At 47.3% G+C, this 16,870-nt stretch carries 20 protein-coding genes, 2 tRNA genes and 1 pseudogene; 5 read left to right on the top strand and 18 right to left on the bottom strand.

The annotated features are described in order from the left end of the window. From METMK1DRAFT_RS08805 to argC, 11 genes are all read right to left on the bottom strand, one after another. Positions 1–92 (bottom strand) — tRNA-Lys (locus tag METMK1DRAFT_RS08805). Positions 93–750: 658 nt separating this feature from the next. Continuing rightward, a complete protein-coding gene (locus METMK1DRAFT_RS08800; RefSeq protein ID WP_009073100.1) occupies positions 751–1,023 on the bottom strand; it encodes a hypothetical protein in 273 nt (90 codons plus the stop codon). Then, positions 1,020–1,406, bottom strand: a complete 387-nt coding sequence (locus tag METMK1DRAFT_RS08795) for a 30S ribosomal protein S8e (protein ID WP_009073097.1) — start codon at positions 1,404–1,406, stop codon at positions 1,020–1,022. The genes METMK1DRAFT_RS08800 and METMK1DRAFT_RS08795 overlap by 4 nt, the downstream gene beginning before the upstream one ends. A 39-nt stretch (positions 1,407–1,445) precedes the next feature. Continuing rightward, entirely contained in the window at positions 1,446–2,207 is a 762-nt protein-coding gene (gene uppS, locus METMK1DRAFT_RS08790) for a polyprenyl diphosphate synthase (protein ID WP_009073095.1), read from the bottom strand. Then, on the bottom strand, positions 2,192–3,232 hold the full coding sequence (locus tag METMK1DRAFT_RS08785; RefSeq protein ID WP_009073093.1) for an N-acetyl-lysine deacetylase: 1,041 nt from the start codon (positions 3,230–3,232) through the stop codon (positions 2,192–2,194). Before METMK1DRAFT_RS08785 ends, uppS begins: the two co-directional genes overlap by 16 nt. Continuing rightward, entirely contained in the window at positions 3,183–4,343 is a 1,161-nt protein-coding gene (gene lysJ, locus METMK1DRAFT_RS08780; protein WP_009073091.1) for a [LysW]-aminoadipate semialdehyde/glutamate semialdehyde transaminase, read from the bottom strand. Before lysJ ends, METMK1DRAFT_RS08785 begins: the two co-directional genes overlap by 50 nt. Then, a complete protein-coding gene (lysX, locus tag METMK1DRAFT_RS08775; protein ID WP_009073089.1) occupies positions 4,340–5,191 on the bottom strand; it encodes a lysine biosynthesis protein LysX in 852 nt (283 codons plus the stop codon). Before lysX ends, lysJ begins: the two co-directional genes overlap by 4 nt. Beyond that, complete coding sequence (lysW/argW, locus tag METMK1DRAFT_RS08770; RefSeq protein WP_009073086.1) at positions 5,188–5,358, bottom strand: alpha-aminoadipate/glutamate carrier protein LysW; 171 nt, start codon at positions 5,356–5,358, stop codon at positions 5,188–5,190. Before lysW/argW ends, lysX begins: the two co-directional genes overlap by 4 nt. Before the next feature lie 66 nt (positions 5,359–5,424). Beyond that, positions 5,425–5,850: an HTH-type transcriptional regulator LysM gene (gene lysM, locus METMK1DRAFT_RS08765; RefSeq protein WP_048087896.1), complete on the bottom strand. Its 426-nt coding sequence runs from the start codon at positions 5,848–5,850 to the stop codon at positions 5,425–5,427. 5 nt (positions 5,851–5,855) lie between these two features. Then, positions 5,856–6,644: a [LysW]-aminoadipate/[LysW]-glutamate kinase gene (locus tag METMK1DRAFT_RS08760; protein ID WP_009073083.1), complete on the bottom strand. Its 789-nt coding sequence runs from the start codon at positions 6,642–6,644 to the stop codon at positions 5,856–5,858. Between the two features lies 1 nt (position 6,645). After that, positions 6,646–7,695, bottom strand: coding sequence for an N-acetyl-gamma-glutamyl-phosphate reductase (argC, locus tag METMK1DRAFT_RS08755; RefSeq protein WP_009073080.1), 1,050 nt, complete (start codon positions 7,693–7,695; stop codon positions 6,646–6,648). 56 nt (positions 7,696–7,751) lie between these two features. On the opposite strand from argC, the gene METMK1DRAFT_RS08750 reads away from it, so the two are divergent. Continuing rightward, positions 7,752–8,177 carry a hypothetical protein gene (locus tag METMK1DRAFT_RS08750; protein ID WP_009073079.1) on the top strand — a complete coding sequence of 142 codons (426 nt, stop codon included), beginning with the start codon at positions 7,752–7,754 and terminating at the stop codon, positions 8,175–8,177. Here the strand turns inward: METMK1DRAFT_RS08750 and cedB are convergent. The 3 genes and pseudogenes from cedB to METMK1DRAFT_RS19670 all read right to left on the bottom strand — a co-directional run bounded on the left by cedB (position 8,151) and on the right by METMK1DRAFT_RS19670 (position 10,976). After that, positions 8,151–9,941: a DNA import protein CedB gene (gene cedB / locus METMK1DRAFT_RS08745; protein ID WP_009073077.1), complete on the bottom strand. Its 1,791-nt coding sequence runs from the start codon at positions 9,939–9,941 to the stop codon at positions 8,151–8,153. The genes METMK1DRAFT_RS08750 and cedB overlap by 27 nt on opposite strands. Before the next feature lie 82 nt (positions 9,942–10,023). Beyond that, positions 10,024–10,671 (bottom strand): 6-phospho-3-hexuloisomerase, encoded by a 648-nt coding sequence (gene hxlB, locus METMK1DRAFT_RS08740; protein ID WP_009073076.1) that lies wholly within the window; start codon positions 10,669–10,671, stop codon positions 10,024–10,026. A 109-nt stretch (positions 10,672–10,780) separates the two neighbouring features. Continuing rightward, positions 10,781–10,976, bottom strand: a pseudogene (locus tag METMK1DRAFT_RS19670) (hypothetical protein). Between the two features lie 350 nt (positions 10,977–11,326). Here METMK1DRAFT_RS19670 and METMK1DRAFT_RS08735 point away from each other — a divergent pair. Together METMK1DRAFT_RS08735 and METMK1DRAFT_RS08730 are read left to right on the top strand one after the other, a co-directional pair. Next, on the top strand, positions 11,327–11,608 hold the full coding sequence (locus tag METMK1DRAFT_RS08735; RefSeq protein ID WP_009073073.1) for a hypothetical protein: 282 nt from the start codon (positions 11,327–11,329) through the stop codon (positions 11,606–11,608). After that, positions 11,598–12,395, top strand: a complete 798-nt coding sequence (locus METMK1DRAFT_RS08730; protein WP_009073071.1) for a carbohydrate kinase family protein — start codon at positions 11,598–11,600, stop codon at positions 12,393–12,395. The genes METMK1DRAFT_RS08735 and METMK1DRAFT_RS08730 overlap by 11 nt, the downstream gene beginning before the upstream one ends. Here the strand turns inward: METMK1DRAFT_RS08730 and METMK1DRAFT_RS08725 are convergent. Further along, the gene (locus METMK1DRAFT_RS08725; protein ID WP_009073069.1) at positions 12,355–13,230 is read right to left on the bottom strand and encodes an NAD(P)-binding protein; all 876 of its coding nucleotides are present in this window, start codon (positions 13,228–13,230) and stop codon (positions 12,355–12,357) included. The two genes, METMK1DRAFT_RS08730 and METMK1DRAFT_RS08725, sit on opposite strands and share 41 nt — an antisense overlap. Positions 13,231–13,526: 296 nt before the next feature. Then, the gene (locus METMK1DRAFT_RS08720) at positions 13,527–13,835 is read right to left on the bottom strand and encodes a hypothetical protein (protein ID WP_009073067.1); all 309 of its coding nucleotides are present in this window, start codon (positions 13,833–13,835) and stop codon (positions 13,527–13,529) included. 65 nt (positions 13,836–13,900) lie between these two features. On the opposite strand from METMK1DRAFT_RS08720, the gene METMK1DRAFT_RS08715 reads away from it, so the two are divergent. Both METMK1DRAFT_RS08715 and METMK1DRAFT_RS08710 read left to right on the top strand, forming a co-directional pair. Continuing rightward, positions 13,901–14,128, top strand: coding sequence for a hypothetical protein (locus METMK1DRAFT_RS08715; protein ID WP_155812386.1), 228 nt, complete (start codon positions 13,901–13,903; stop codon positions 14,126–14,128). Between the two features lie 69 nt (positions 14,129–14,197). Then, positions 14,198–14,272 (top strand) — tRNA-Val (locus METMK1DRAFT_RS08710). 199 nt (positions 14,273–14,471) lie between these two features. Here METMK1DRAFT_RS08710 and METMK1DRAFT_RS08705 read toward each other — a convergent pair. Together METMK1DRAFT_RS08705 and METMK1DRAFT_RS08700 are read right to left on the bottom strand one after the other, a co-directional pair. Beyond that, positions 14,472–15,287, bottom strand: a complete 816-nt coding sequence (locus METMK1DRAFT_RS08705) for a class I fructose-bisphosphate aldolase (protein ID WP_009073062.1) — start codon at positions 15,285–15,287, stop codon at positions 14,472–14,474. A 25-nt stretch (positions 15,288–15,312) separates the two neighbouring features. Next, positions 15,313–16,833: a hypothetical protein gene (locus METMK1DRAFT_RS08700; RefSeq protein ID WP_009073060.1), complete on the bottom strand. Its 1,521-nt coding sequence runs from the start codon at positions 16,831–16,833 to the stop codon at positions 15,313–15,315. Between the last annotated feature and the right edge of the window lie 37 nt (positions 16,834–16,870).

Raw genomic sequence — 16,870 nt, 5'->3', positions numbered from 1 at the left:
TGGCGGGCCCGCCGGGATTCGAACCCGGGACCTACGGGTACCTCCCGTATTGGTTAAGAGCCCGTCGCTCTACCTGGCTAAGCTACGGGCCCAAGGTAGAGCTACTTATCAATGAGATGACATTTATTTAAAGTAAACTGACTGCTTCCCTCGGGCATCCTCAAGTGCAGATCTTTGAGGGCGTCTCAAGAAATTCTGCAAATTTATTTTAGTGTATAGTAAGCGAGAAATTGTAAATAGTAACACGTTAAAACCTCTACAAGGTCCATTTAATTATAGCAGTTATTAGATTTCGCCTTGATCACAGGACAGTACCAAGGGAAAGTCCCGTAGTTGCTATAATTATAGCGCTTATTAGATTTCCCTTGATAACAGGGCGTTAGTTAAGGGAAAGTCGCATAATTGCTATAATTACTTTGGATTTGCAAAGGAGTAAAAGCCTCTCCTTTTGGGCGGAGAGGAAGCCAGAGAAAGGTGAACGCTAAGGGCATCCTTCATTGAGACAGATTTTCTCAGGGAAATAGAAATATTCACTTCAATACTCGTCGATTTAGGGGGGACAAAAGGTTCTCATCGAGTGAGTTCTGCCCTAAGCGACGAGAACGAAATGCAGTGTGTGTCCTGAGCCCTAACTCCAGGAGACCGTGAACCCACACCTGGTTAAGGTAACGTTATTTAGAGGGTAGTCCCTTCACTTGACCGTCCTAAGGTAAAATCGGGCAATCACGTGGAACCGGCTGAGTCAAGAGCTCACTTGAGGGACCTCAAGGCCTCGTATATCGCCTTGAGAGTCCTGCCCTTTCCTCCAAACCCCTTATCCACTGCAACGGCACCCCTGATTCTACTTCCTGGGTGGATCTTATCCAAGACCTCTGGGTTAAGATTGAGTTCCTTGGTGACCTTCTCCAGTTCAGCTAGACCTACCTTCAGTGACGGAAAAAGCCTACCCTTCCTCCTGGAAGGGGCTGTGAAGTAAGCGAGCCAGACGACTACCTTCTTCCCTTCATAGTCGCGTAGGCTCATTGTTGAATCAACACTGCATTAACTACGCCGTCTTGGCCAGGTCTGGAAGTAACTATGGCCTCTCCGGCCTCAGTCCTTATCCTGGAACCCTTAACTATAATCCCTCTTCTGGCATACTCCCTGTTGGCAGGGGTAGATATCACCTCAAGGATCTTGACCTTCTTTGCAGAGCCGTCAGAAGTGTTTAGCACGTTAGCGAATCCTGCATAGGTTAGCCTTACCTTTTTATTTCCACCCATGACTCTGACTTTCTCCCTCATATCGTTGTCGTGAAGTTTGGTCTCTGTGGGCTGACTACCTATTTCGAACTTCCTTTTTCCCCTAGATCTATTCTTTAGACCACCTGTGACCTTCCTGAGATCTCTACCCTGGTAAACACCCATTCTCTCTCCCCTCGTTTTATCCACAGGAAATAAAAAAGGTTAAGCCCCGAACCTTCTCACTCTTCTCTGATACGCCCTTATAGCTCTCCAAAGGTCTATCTTTCTGAAGTCTGGCCAGTAGGCCTCACAGAAAAAGAGCTCAGAGTAGGCTAGATGCCATAGTAAGAAGTTGCTTATCCTCATCTCTCCTGAAGTCCTTATTACCAGGTCTATATCGCTAAGTTCGTTATCATAGAAGTACTTCCTGAACTCGTCCTCGGTTATGGAACTTATGTCCTTCCTCTCTCTAACCAGTCTGGACACGGCGTCAAGTATCTCCTGTCTCCCCCCATAACATATGGCCAAGGTCAGCTTACGCTCAGAGTACTTGGAGGATCTCTCTGTTACTACCTCCACGGTCTTCCGCAGGTCCTGGCTAACCATCTCCAGCTTCCCAATGGCCCTCACTTTTATTTTAAACTTGTCCACGAACTCCTCAGTGAGGAGTTCCTCCAGCCCTCTCTTAATGTAATTCATTACTAAATCTAGCTCCGACCTGGACCTCCTTGTGCAATTCTCCGTAGACAGTGCAAAAACTGTAACGTTCTTAACTCCCAGTTCCAGCAACCAGATGAGTACGCTCTTCAGTTTCTTGTACCCCATCATATAGGCCTCATTGACTGAGGAGTTGTTCGATCTGGCCCATCTCCTATTGCCGTCTGGTATTATCCCCACGTGATTAGGAATTGGCCCCTCTCTGATCTGTCTCCAGAGCAGCCTTTCGTATACTGGGTAAAGCGGTGTGGTTAGCTTCTCAAGCATAACTCTCCTATTGCGTTGTAGTAAGTCATTGTGGATATATATAGTTCATCTAAACTCACGACTTCTCTGTCGGTATGCTCCAAGGTAGCGTCTCCTGGACCGTAAGTCGCTATACTGCCGGTGATCGTTGCTAAGATGTTCATGTCGCTGGTTCCCCCCTTTCTGACGAGTGAGGGTTTGATACCTTGCTTCAGTAATCCTCGCATTAAGGCCCTCACGATTTGTGTGTTCGGGGAGACTCTTACGGGTTCTATACGTTCTCTGATCTCCACTTCACACTCGCTAAACACTTCTCTAAAAGAAGAAATCAGGATATCCCCGGACGTTCCGTATGGAAATCTCACGTCGAAGAACGCCTCCAGTTCCCTAGGTGTCACGTTCAAGGCCTCACCAGCCCTAACAACCGTGGGCATTACAGAAGGCTCATCAAAGGAACCAGGTAGTTTGGACACTTGTAAGATCTTTGGCATGTACTTGAGAATCACGTTTGAGGACGATGAGGACGAGTGCTCCTGTGCACCTCTGCATTTTACTGAGATCCTCAGGAGTCCTCTGTACTCAATCGCCACGTGGATAGCATTCGTGGGTTCTCCGATTACTATATGTTCGAACCTCTTACTTTGTCTTACCAGCTCCTTCGCTCCACTGCTTAAGTTCTCCTCGTCAGAGAGGCCTGCGACAGTTACCTTACATCCATTCTCATTTAACATCCAGCCTGCCAAAAGCATGGCTGTGAACGGTCCCTTAGCGTCCACCGCACCCCTTCCGCTTATGGACTCCTCCGTCACCTTGGGCTCTAAAAAGCCAGGGACGGTATCTAGGTGGGAAGCTAAGAGGAACTTGCTGTCGGATCCCAACAAAAAGGACTTAGTCTCCGTTACCCTTAGGTCAAGGTTTAGCTCAGATGAGATCTTCTCCATCACAGGAATGAGGGCATCTTCTCTCCCTGACGGGGAGTAAACTCCCACGAGTGAGCTAAGTACCTCCTTTGCTTTCCGTCTCAGAAACTCCTTTTCTGACAGCATTGACTGCCAACTCCATGTCCTGATTGGTGATCATGAACGGGGCTAAGAACCTTATCACAGTTATACCCGCCTTCAGTGCTAATACTCCTTGTTCCTGAAGAACCTTAATGGCCAATCCCGGGTTTAGTCTCAGATCAACTCCTATCATGAGGCCTAATCCCCTTATCTCCCTCAAGGATTTAAAATCGGCAAGGGCATCCCTCAGCATCCTCATGAACAGCTCTCCTTTGACTTTGGCTTGCTCAGGAACCCTCTCCTCTTTGAGGACTCTCGTAGCAGCCGTCACGGCAGCTGCAGCTAGCGGATTTCCTCCATAAGTTGTCCCATGATCACCCTCACCTAGTCTGTTGGCTATATCGTCTGGAAGGAAAACAGCACTCACTGGAAAACCTCCACCTATCGCCTTCCCAGCCGTAAGTATGTCAGGAGTTATGTTGAAATGTTGATAAGCCCATACCTTCCCGGTTCTGCCGAACCCAGCTTGTACTTCGTCCGAGATAAGGAGAACTCCTTTCTTTTGGGTTTCCTCCCTTAGAGCCTTAGCAAAATCATTAGTTGCGGGTATTACACCTCCTTCCCCCTGTACCGGCTCAAATATGACTGCTGCAGTTTCGTTGTCTATCTTCTTAAGATCCTCAATTTTATTGAACTCCAAGAAGTCTACTGGTCCAACCAAAGGCTCAAAGGGGTCCCTATATTTTTTGTTCCACGTTACAGATAAGGAACCCATAGTCCTGCCGTGGAATGAGTTCCTAAAGGCGATAAACTTCTTTCTCCCTGTGGTCTTCCTCGCCACCTTCATCGCCATCTCCACGGCCTCGGTTCCGCCGTTGAGGAGAAACACGTTATCCATTCCGTCCGGTTTGACGTCATCTAGTTCCCTCAGCATCTCCTCCCTAATGGGATTGTCGAACGCCGTAGTCAGTGTCATTATCTCATCCATCTGGCTTTTGATGTACTCTACGACCCTCTTGTTCCTGTGCCCTAGGAACGCCACACCGTGACCAGAGTGAAGGTCGAGGTATTTTTTTCCCTTATCGTCCCACACGTATTGGTTCTCGCCTTTGACTATCCTCAATCCTCTACTTCCGTAGAACGTAATTAGCTTCATTTCCTTAACACCTCTCCCAACTTCCTTAAAAGGAAACCGCTCACGTTAAACTGGTTAACCCTCGCGGTGTTCTTATACTCTGGAACACCGTTTACTTCTCCAACTAGGTATCCCCTCTCTCTATCTTCGAAGACGTCGATCCCGAGGAAGAACCCCCCTATCACCTCCCTTACTTTAAGGGCAAGTTCCCTGAGTTCCTCGTCTATCTTTAGGGGCAAGGCTGTTGCTCCCAACGCTGTGTTAGTCTTCCAGCTCTTCTCGTTGACCCTATAGATTCCCACGGGAGCTTCATCCCCTATAACGAATATCCTAATGTCTCTGTTAGGTTTCTCCACGAACTCTTGTATATAGTAGACGGTCTTGAAGGGTACAGTAGTGAATTCCTGGTACTCCATGAGACTCCTCAAAGAATCCTCATCCTGCGCTCTAGCTACCATTCTACCCCAACTTCCCTCCACAGGCTTTATTACCACAGGGTAACCCAGTTCCTCTGCTATTTCCAGAGCCTTCTCCCTCGAGAAGGCTATGGCGGTCTTAGGGACTGGTATGCCGCTTTTACTCAGTAAGCTGGTAGTGTGTAGCTTATTCTCACATCTGATGAGCGTCATGGAGTCGTTATATACCCTCAAACCGTGGGCTTCGAATATCAGCGAGGAGGACAGAGCCCTGCTGTGACTGGTGTTCCTTTGAAGTATTGCCTCAGCCCCGAGTAGTCCCAGGTCCTCCCCCGTGACGAAGGCCATATCCTTGGTGAAAACAGGAACTATCTTGTGACCCTCTTTTCTGGCTTCATCTATGAGGTTCCTCTCCTCCCACCTGAGGAGGTCGTAGGAGACCCCAAGAATCACTCTCCCCAGTCCTCGCCGATTTGTTCGGCCAACCTGAGAGAGAGTCTACCGTGGTCGTTGTAGACCTCCAATTGGGCCCCACAATCGTGTTCAACTATCTCCCCAGGTAGTGCGTTGTCTTCCACTTCTACGTTTCCTCCACAGACTGGACATTTTAGAGATACCATACGTGATCAATTAACCTTACAAAGGTTCAGTGCTCAAAAGCTTTCATGAAAATGATTAGTTCGAACTTAGAACCATGTCCTAAGGATTATAGTACTATTAGTACCCATAACTCCCTGTATACTCCTAATTTCATCAATGGTCCTATTTATAGAAGAGATGTTTATTCCCCTGACTATGACGATGATGTCATAATCGCCCGTCGTCTCATAGACCGTCTCTACGCCCTGTGTTCTTGCGATCTTCTTAGAAATCTCAGGGGTGGGAATTTGAGGAGTAGACTTAACCATGACTATGGCCTTAACTTCATTCTCAAGTTCATACTCTATAGTAAACCTCTTTATTACTCCTAACCTTATCAGCTTCTCTATCCTCTTCCTCACAGCAGCCTCACTTACTTTGAGGTCCTTGGCAATCATGGTGTAGGGAGTCCTTGCGTTCTTCTTTAGCACTTCAAGGATCTTTATGTCACTGTCGTCTATCTTGTTTCCCATCTTGCTCATGATATCACCGTCCCCCTTCCTTCTAAGGCCGAGTTAATGGCATTAGGCACCAACCCTGAAGCAATTATTACTTTGCTTACGCCAGCTCTCACGCTCTCGCTGGCCATGAGGAGCTTCCTGTTCATTCCAGGTCCAATTTTAGCAGAGAGGTTAGCTGCCTCATCTGGACCTAACCTCCCTACCACCTTGCTGTCTACTAAAACTCCCTCGACGTCTGTGAGGAGCAATAGAGCTTCTGCCCTGACTGCCTTTGCCACGTTGAAGGCCATCTGATCCCCATCAACGTTTAGGGCTACTCCCTCTTCCATATCCACTGCTATAGGGGCTATAACTATCAGCTGAAAGATTTCGTTTAGTCTCATTAAATATTCACTGTTGACTGAATTTATCTTCCCGGTGTATCCTCCGTCAATTATCCTCTTCTTCCCCCTCTCGTCTATTATCATTATCCTCTTCTTCCTGGTAGCCATCACAGTCGGTCCATCCATCCCGGAGATGCCTATAGCCGATTTACCCTTTGATACCAATCGTGTGACAATGTTTTTATTTACTAAATTCATCCCCATGACGTAAACGTCCAGTTCCTCTCTTCCAGTATATCTACTCCTTATTCCTTCCGGTGACGTCACGAAGACTGGCTCGATCCCCATTCTTTTACTAAGATCCGTTACTATGTCTCCACCTCCGTGAACCAGTATGGCCTTACCTCCGTAATTCACTAGACTCTCAATGATGTTATCCAAAGCGTTTTTGATGACTCTTCCTCCAACCTTAACGACGATCATCTTAGGCAGGCCTCAGGGGAGGAGTTCTAAGACCTTCATCTTCCTTAAAGCCCCTGGAGATGTTGAAGCTCTGTACTGCTTGACCTGCAGCGCCCTTCATAAGATTGTCAATTGCCGAGAACATTGTCAACCTGAGGACTCTCTTCTCATTTGCGAATCCTACGTCTGCGAAGTTGCTCCCGACAACATACTTTGGATCCGGATATGGATGTATTCCCCCTCTAATGATCCTGATGAATCTCTTCCCCTTGTAGAATTCCGCTATCTTCTTCCATATGTCCAGATCATCCAACGTCTGGTCAAGCCAGGCGTGAGATGAGGCGAGAGCACCCCTTACACTACTTATGGCGTGGGGCACTATGCTTACTTTCACCTCTCTCTTCCCAAGTCTCGATAGTTCTTGTTCGGCCTCTGCTGCGTGTCTGTGACCCTCAGCCTCGTAAGGTCTGATGGCATTTTGTCTCTCTGGGTGATGGCTCCCTTCGGAGGGTTTAGCTCCACCTTCACTGCTGGACACCTTAACGTCACTAACGAACCTCGGATTAGAGGCCATGTTCCAGTGAACTACTGGAGCCAACGCTAGAATAGTTGCAGTGGCATTACAACCTGGAGACGCTATTAGTTTCGCTCCCTTCAACTCCTCCTCATGAAGCTCCGGTAAACCGTAAACGGCCTTGTCGAGGAGATCTGGATAAGGGTGCTCTATGCCGTACCAAAACTTGTAAAGTTCCGGATTCTTGAGTCTGAAGTCGGCACTTAAGTCCACGACCTGTAAGCCCATCTCAAGTAATTTCGGAACGTAGTTTAGGGAGACTCCGTGTGGAAGTCCTAGAAATACCACATCAGCCTTGTCGCCTATCTTATCCAGGGAAAACTGAGAGAAGTTCATGTTCAGGAAGCCTTTAAGGTTCGGATGAACTAGTGATACTGGCTTACCAGCATATTCCCTTGAAGTCACTGTAGTTATCTCAACCTGGGGATGCACAACGAGTATCCTGAGTAACTCTCCTCCAGTATAACCCGAACCACCCACGACAGCAGCTCGTATCATCCTTTCTCATAACGAATACCCTACTTATAAATAATATTTCTGTCGAACTTTACCCTGTGGAGGCAAACACAGACGAATTAAAGAAGTTTCTAGAGAACAAGATCTCCTCACTGAAAAAGGAACTGGAGTACTATGAATATTTATTGAGCTTAGTTGAGTCAGGCTACGTTCCCAACATGAGGGGGGGAAAGGTGAGCCTGGACTACATCAAGAATAGGAAGGGGGAGATCATAGCGGAGATCTACTTCGGTAAACCTACTATGAGGATCATAGTGAGAAAGTCCCTTAGCATGAGTAAGGCACTATTCAATGCGTTGAGTAAGATCTTGGAGGACTCCAAAACCTCAGATAAGGTAGAATATAACATTGTCATGGATAAGGAAGACCTCAAAGAGATCGTAATTAACGGTGTGAAAGAGGACTTCATTTATGGTAAGTTAAAGGCAGCACTTCAGTCAATCCTGGAGAGGGCCTCCAACTAGGGGTTCAGTCCTCACTAGAAGGGGTCTTGGGTCTCCCAAGAATCTGACCAGCATCTCTCCCCTGCTCAAGAAGGACAGCTTCGTGTCTACGTCCGAATCGAGAAGGGTGGCGTACCTCTTGACAACTTCAGTCCAATACTTCTTGTCCCCGTTGTTCATGAAGCATAAGGTCCCTATGTTCTCCATAAAGACGTCAAACTTCTCCCCTAAATCCTGAAGGTTTTGGGTAGCCATTAGGAGGGCTATCCCGTGACCTCTACCTCTCTTTATGAGGTCCATGACTATGCCCCCCAACTCCTCACCCCTCAATATTGTCCAAGCCTCATCTATCACTATGGCTATCCTTAGCCCTTCATCAACGGTCTTGGAGAATCTAGCGTAAAGCGAAGATATTACTGAGTACATTACGAGTCTCCTCAGGCTCTCCTCCCTGATCTGACTGAGATCTATCACGTTTATTCCCTTCTCTATGTTATCCAATAGAGGAGGCCCGTCGTGGTCCAACTCAGATACCACGTTTATCACCCTCTCCAGGACGCTCCTCAGTCCGCTCTCCTGACTCCTCAGGTTAGCTAGGACTGAGCCCCAGGTCAATTTATCTCCGTTATTTCCCCTTACGGTTTCTGAAATAGATTTGAATAGCGTAGCCATCTCCACCTTCGTGAGACCAAACGACAAACCGACGATCTTCTCTATGGTCAAAGGTTTCAGTTGATTGGGCAAATCTGGCAAGTTCAAGAGGTTTATACTATAAAACAAAGGATTCAGAACTTTGGACCTCAACCCGTACTTGAAGAGCCTAGCTCTTATGTCTCCCTTACTGTCAAAGAAAACTGTGGGGACCTGATAAATCAGTGACAGCAAAGCGCCCTCCTTAATCAAGAACTCGGTCTTTCCAGACCCGGTGGGTCCTATCACAATGATATGGGGATTCTCCAGTCGTTCAACGTTCCAGAACACAGGAAAACCCCTCTCTATTTCCCTCCCCATGTAAATTCCACCTTCCCATAAGGTGACCTTAGGAGCCTTAGTGATGGCGAATGGAGTCATGAATGGCATCTGAGAAGGGAGGGCTACATTCCCCCTTGACCACGGCTTCAGGACAAGAAGGTCATATATCTCATCCCTGGTAGCTAATCTCGCCTTCATATTGAGGCTTTCCATGCCCTTGATGATCACCTGAGAGAGCCCTGTGACTTCCTTGGTGTCCTTTCCGTGTATCAAGAGGAAGAACTTAAACGAGAAGGGGACCTCTCCAGAGTTGATCCTATCTAAAACGGACTGAAGTATCTCCAGTTCCCTCTTAGCCTTAGCGTTAGAGGGATCGTTCTCTATTACTATCCTCAAGTTCTGTATTTTATTGAGAACGTCCTTTAGAAATGATCTCTGATCCACGTAGGTTCTTTTAAGGACCACATCTACCTGTGTACCCAGGTTCAACACCTTATGAAAGGAGTTTATCGCGGATCTCAGGGAAGAATCACTCAAATCCCTGTAGTCGAAGGGAACGTCTTCTATTGAAACCACTCCGATTACTCTATCCTTGGAGATCACTAGGCCATCCGTCACCTGGATGTCTGGCAATTGCTCTCCCCTTCTCCGCATATTGGAGAGAAAACTGGGCCACGTTACGAACCCCTTATATATCAATAAGGCGATGATGAGCACAGTAAGTCCCAAGAACACGGGAGACCTGTATATTATGGCGATAGCTATTGTAAGGAATAAGATGAGTAAGGGCGTGTAGCGATTTACGTTAATCATGTGTCTCCATACTAGTTTAAAGAGATCCCGGACTCCACCGACTCTAATACTGAAGGGGACTCAAAATACCAAGGATTCTGAACTAAAGTTCTATGTTTGCGTGAACTAGCCTTAGATCTTCTTCAGTCTTCTTGAGCCTCATCATAAGCTCCGCCACTATGCCGTCCAGGAATATCTGTGCGGTGTCCTCGAACAGTGTACCTAATGGAGCTAAAGGTTCAGTTATCCCCAGTATCTGTCTAGCAAAGTAGTCCTCATTCATGGAATATTTCGTCCTTCCAGGGATCTCAACCACTACATCCGCTATCTTCCCCAGAGGGCTATCATAGTAACTCGTTAGAGCTATGAGGGAAGCCTTAGCTTCCTTTGCAGCCTCTGCAGCCGTGAGGATAAGCTTGGTTCTCCCAGAACCGGAAATTGCTATAGCTATGTCTCTCTGGCCAATAGCAGGCACTATAGTCTCGCCCAGTACATATGCGTTATAGCCAAGATGTAGGAGCCTCATAGCGAAGGCTCTTCCTACCAGCCCACTCCTACCAGCCCCCATCACCAAGACCTTACCGCTCTTATTGGTGTTGTAGAAATCCACAAGTAGCTCGACCATTTTCTCCACTTGCTGAGGGTTTATCATTTCCACAGACCTTATCACGAACTCGGCGATATCGTACATGGTCTTCATACTTAAGGGGAGATTTAGAACTTGAGATGAATGCACCCTACACTCATCCATCGTAATCACAGTTTGAGTTTTAAAGTTTTCTTACACTTTAATGCCAAGAATTATAATGAATAACAAAGACCGAAATACATTATCCACATGGTGGTGGGAAGGGTTGTGTTTACCCGTGGCGTAACTTACCTTCTTTAACCACTTCTAAATATGCCACGGGCACCCATCCTAGGGATCATACACGGTCACCCTTAAGTCCTTGGGGCTAGTCGAGGGAAACTTCAATACCCATCCAACTTCTCCCACCCTCGTGAGCAGTGCCCGTCATCAGTTGGGAGATCATTAAGAGAGAATTCTTGGGTAATACTACATGAACATGACCGACGTCAAAACGATATTTATAAAATTGAAAATAACGAGTAGTTACGTGAAAGAGTTACAGTCTCGACCCATTTGAACACCTTAAAGAATCAATTCACCCTTCTGGGTAAGTTCGTTGAAATCGTCTCACTCACGTCGTTCAGCTGACCTTAAGTTCAGTATATTTGCTATGTACTGTCTGTCAAGACAACCTTTTATCGAGTATGGAGACCCAGCTCTCCCTAGATTCGACATTTAACGTTTATTAGATAGGCTGGCATAATTCCAATAAAAAATGATGAGAGCTACAAAATATAAGCCAAAGGATAAAAGACTCGTCCGAGACAACACTTAGATGACAAGTAGATGGATTCCAAGGTGGGAAGTGAGGAAGATCAAGCTTAATCAGAGAGAGGAGGAGGTATGTTTTGATCTGGAGACCAAGATGTTTGCATGTCCCAGGTGTAGTCCCATATGTTTGAAGGGTGGCATTCCTGATTCTGGCTCGTACTTCTTCAACGAGAAGGATCTAACGGAACACCTCCTAGCCCACAAGTACTCTCTCTGGACCAAAAGGAGAGTCCAGGAAAGAGAGCAGGAGGAGGAAGAGGAGGAGACTGAGGGAAATGAAGACTAGGGTGGCGATAATCGGTGCGTTCACTATCGACGAGATAGTAAACGGACAGGGACTTGTGGAGAGACCTGGGGGGGCTCCCGTCTATGCAGGGATGGGCGTAGTGAGCTCTGAGGGAGAAGCTGGGGCATATACGGCTTGGGGAGAGGACTTCCATTTCTCTCGGCCAAGTTACCTGACCATAATAAGGCAGTTTCTCTTTAACAAGACTATAAGGTTCAGAATAGGCTTCGAAGGAGACAAGCGAGTCCTGGTGCTCAGGGCGATCCATGATAGGATGCCCGTAGATATTGGAATCCTAAGAGGATGGGAAGGATTGATACTGAATCCCGTGTGCAACGAGCTCTCATGGGGAGACCTGGAGATCGATAAGCCCGTAGGGGTAGACATTCAAGGATTCATCAGAGTATGTGAGGTGGACAAGCCAATAACCTACACGCATTTAAGAAGGGTAAAGGTGTCCAGCCCTCTGACAGTTTTCCACGCAAATGCAGAGGAGTTGAGCTTAGCCGACCTTTCAGTCGAGGATATCCATGAGATGGGATTCAAGGAGGTACTAGTATCTGATGGTCAGAATGGCTTTGTCCTTCACGTAAAGGAAGGACCAAAGGAAAAATTCGCTCCTCAGAGAGTGGGCAATTATGAGATAGGCAATGGAGACTACCTTCTGTCTACTTACTTTACCCACAGGGTCAAAGGATTGGACGAATTAGCTTCAGCACGAATAGCCTCAATTTTGACCCAGGAGTTTAGCATCTCAGGGCCGACTCTACCGCTTCCTCAAGGCTGAGGTTATCCCAGAGGCCCAGCCTGCCGCACTCCCTGAGGAAATTAGGCCTGTTCTTCTCCTTCTCACCGGCAAGGATACACTCGCGGATGTATCTTACCCTCATGGTGACAACGTCCTCTTTAGTGAGCACAGAGGCTCGCTTGAGGTCACCCAATATCCTGTCAGCATCTAAATGCTTGCCACCCCTCGTGAAGGCGTAAACGTGGTATACATCGTGTTTTTCGTCAATCTCCCTCCTGAACACGTGACTGAAGGATATCCCCGCACTACCATGGAGTAGTACGTCCCACTTATTAATTCCCCCTCTGCTGACTATGACTGCAAGGAGACAACCTATCTTCTTGAGGTCTTCTTCTACTCCTATGAGCCGATTAAGTTCCTCTCTGGATCCAGTGTTTATGATCTCTGAGAACTCTAGGATTCCCCTATTGGTAAACAACTTTCCTTCTCGTACCCTAAGAGGGTACCCCCTCACTATCTTCACTTTGCTCCCCAATTCCAGGAGAGCCTCTGGGAGATTGTGAACTAGGTACCCCTCTTTCACATCTAACCATGTAGGGAGTTCGTCACAGAAGGGACAAACCTTCATCTTAAGGTGTTCCTCCTTAGTTTTCTTGATTATTGGTCTCCATTCTTCCAACTTCAGGTCAGGAAGGATCTCTGCTAATCTCTTTATAGAAGAGACTACGGGAGGGATAATAGTCAGAGTGAGCCCACCTACCTCCTCTATGGAGTAGAGTCCGCCAACGCTCGACTGTTGTTCCAAAACCACAGTGTCCTCCAACTGTGAGGCTACCGTTAACCCGGTGATGCCTCCCCCTATTACTATCCTCACAAGTGTTTGATTTGGCCAGGAGGTTAAAGCATCAGCTGTATTGGCTCCAAATCACGGAAGGGTGGTCACAGTCGTTTGGACTGGAATCGACCTTAGTACAGAACTTCCCTGGTCACAAAGGCTAATCTTGAGGATCAGACAGAGCTAGGGTCATCTTCTCTTTCTGTCCTCTGATTCAGAGATGAGCTGACCCTAATCTGGAGAGCTTTCCGCTCACATAGGAGGCCCAGAGAACATGACTAGTTCAACTAAACTTTGTGCAATGAGTCGAGGACAGGCTAGAGGACTTCGAACAATTATGACGCCCAAACTCCGTCTGAAAGTATTCCATCCTTACTATGCATACGAAGTTTTGGCGTTCCTTGCATCACGTTCTCGCCCCTCAGCAATCTCCTCAATTGCTCTTTGGCCTCGTTCTCGTCGTAATATTCGAGGACGATCTTTCTCCCGTCAATTTCCAAGGTTGGAGAGCTGAGGTCGTAGAGGAGGTCAGTCTCCACTTCTATGTCGTAATTCTTGTTGCCGATCCCCCTCACAACCTCGTACAGCAGATTCAGGAGGCCCTCGTCGCCTTGGAGTCCAAATACCACCCTGACGGTGTGCATCTTGAAGTATCTCTTAACCTTAAGTAGAAATATAAACGATGAGATCTGATATTACTCAGAGCCCATTGAGGTCTGTATTCGGACCTACCATACTGGCAGCCTCTGGAGTTTTCTACGTGGGAAGGAGCAGGGATGAGGCTGAAAGAGAGCTCAGGAGAGCTAAAACGATCTACCCAGATTTCAAGGTGGTCCTTGCCGATCTGTCTATCAAGGAAGATAAGATCCTCGCTGTTGATGTAGACCCTGACCTAGGGGACTTGGATGAAGGATACGCAGTTCTGGTCCAGGCGTGACTACCTAACCATGTAGCCATCCTCGGCACTAAATAATTTTTTATGGGTCTCCATATCTAATTAAGGAGAGGACCCGTCGTCTAGCCTGGTTAGGACGCAGCCCTCACACGGCTGAGGTCGAGGGTTCAAATCCCTCCGGGTCCATACCTTACCATGGCGTTGAAACGAAGTACCTATTATAAAGAGGTCAATGTAAGTCTCATGTAGTCGGGTGCTAAAACCCCATAAACATTCAAACCCATCGTCCCTGCTTTGAAGAGTAATTCGCAAGCACTCGATCAGTGACGTAAGCGAAGGATTGGAAAGAGGTTGCCCCCAAGAACAAAGTTTCACTGACGCGTCTCTAGCCCTTCAGGGATTCAGCCACTTGCTTTGGGTCCTGATTCTCATGAACTACTTTGGAGATCGCTAAAGCCAACTTTTCAGGATCTGAGGATTGCCACAAGTTTCTTCCCACCGTCACTCCTGAGGCCCCTGCGTCCACTGCATCCCTAAGCATAGATAGGAATTCCAGTTCGTTTGTGGTCTTGGGACCTCCTCTGATCAGTATTGGGCTGAACGACGTCTCTACAACCTGAGAGAAACCTACTTTATCCCCGCTGTAATCCACCTTTAGGACATCTGGTCCTATCTCCGACGCCAGCCTAGCCACGTACTTCACTATGCTCGTCTCCTTGACGGAATCAGACACCTCTCTCCTGACGAACAGCGGTTCTACCACGAACGGAATGCCGTAATCGTGTGCCTCATTTCTTAACCTCGCAATCTGCTCCAGGTTGTATCCCTCAACTCTATCGTCGCCGTAACCGACTACCAAGTAAGTGACCACGGCGTCTGCCCCAGCCTCTATTGCGTCCCTCACAGTATACACGGGGGAATAATATCCCTGCTCGTACTTCCTGGCATCCCTCCATACGTTAGCCGTGTCCAATCTTGCTATCAACATGGGGGAACCCCTGCTGTAGAAGTTCTCTTCCACCACCTTCAGCATGGCAGGCGTCATCTGCAGTGCGTCTGGGACGTTTTTCAGTTTCCCGACTATCTCGAGGGGTCTTTCTATTCCCCTCATGGGCCCCATAACCAGCCCGTGATCGAGGGCGACCACGAACGCCTTTCCTTTATGAAAGAGTCTCTTGAGCCTTATCTGAAGTCCCGACATCTCAGTGAAGACTTCAAAATCCCTACTATAAACTTAGTGACTGGAATGCCTTCTTGATGAGAAGTCTAGCGTATGGGTTCAGGGAAAGGTTTAGTACGATGAAGGGGACCACACCCGCCAATACCCTATAACTTAAAACTTCAACGTCATTGATGAATCCCCTTGGATTGATTGAAACGAAGTTGGAAAATCCTAAAACAATGCCTATCACTAGGGCAGAGACTATAGGAACTATTATTTCCCTTACAGGGATCTTGAGGGAATACACTTCCTTCGCTGACCTCATGGATGTGTAGAGAATAAACATGGAATTTAACGCCACTCCTAGGGACATGGACGCTGAAAGTAGGGCTATCTCCATGTTCGGTAGGAAAAGCGGAGGGAAACGGTTGGAGATTTCATTAAGAAATAACATAGTTAACACCGACGATGTCACTCCCACCAGTGAGAACAGGGAATTCGTGCTGGCTAGTCGGGCCACTCTACCCCTGAGTTCTCCTCTACTCGTGACCCCAAGTGATTCATCGCTCATGAAGACTCCGGTGTAAAATACTTGAAAGAAGCCCCTCATGAGGTTAGACACGGAGAGAATTATTACGGACAAATAGGCTGCAACGTATTCCGGTCTTAATATGCTAAGCAGAGGCAAGCCGTCTACTAGACTCACCAGGAGGAATAAGGAACCTGCCAGGGAGAACAACTTGAGGCTAGTCTCAAGTAGAGAAGGATCCTTGGACTCACCTAATTTGTTCACTAGACCTCCAATGGAAGCAGTTGACCATGCAACGAGGTTAGAGACTATGACTGCCGACTCGAAATACGATGCAGGTACTGTATCCCTGACAAGGAATATCGCAACCCAAACGAGAGTCGCTTCGAGGATGTATTGAATGTAAGGTATGATGAATACTATAGATTTCTTCACAGCAGTAGTAGCTACCTTGAAGTCGACGGAAAAATTGGCCTTCACGAAGAGTAGGTTGATCAGGATCTGAGCCAAGTAACCTAAAGAGTAAGCTAAGATCACTGCCTCTATGGATAGCCTGAGGAGGTACATGGCATAAATCCCCGCAGAGAGCCTCACAAGCTGGAATGCAAGTGCGGATATTGCGTTGACTCGAGGGCCTCTCCCAGTGGAGATGCTGGAACTAGCCTTGTAAAGGTAAATCATGAAGATCATGAGAACACCTATATAGAAGAAGAACGGTTCCCTATAGTTCGAGATTGAAACAAAGTAGGGAACTAATGCCAGGTATGTAAAGGAGGAAATACTGGCGGAAATGAGGTTGAAGAGGAGTATGCCCCCCACAGGTTTACCTTCGGCAGTATACCTTGACGTTATATTACTGAATAAATCTCCAGGTATAGTGAAGTAACCTGTGACCAAAACGAAGATAAATTGCCAGGCACCGAAGGTTGTTATAGAGATGGCAGAAAGGTACCTGGCGACGAGGACTGAGAAGATGAACGATATGGGCGAGCCTAACAGTCTTAGTCCAACACTGAATATTCCTATCCTAGCTATACCTGGCCTTCTGTCTGGCAACCCTCATGCAGTAGAGTTTTTGTTGAAGTCTATTAAA

The sequence above is a fragment of the Metallosphaera yellowstonensis MK1 genome, from assembly GCF_000243315.1.
Classification (GTDB): Archaea; Thermoproteota; Thermoprotei_A; order Sulfolobales; family Sulfolobaceae; genus Metallosphaera; species Metallosphaera yellowstonensis.
This window is presented reverse-complemented; position numbering and strand designations above follow the sequence as displayed.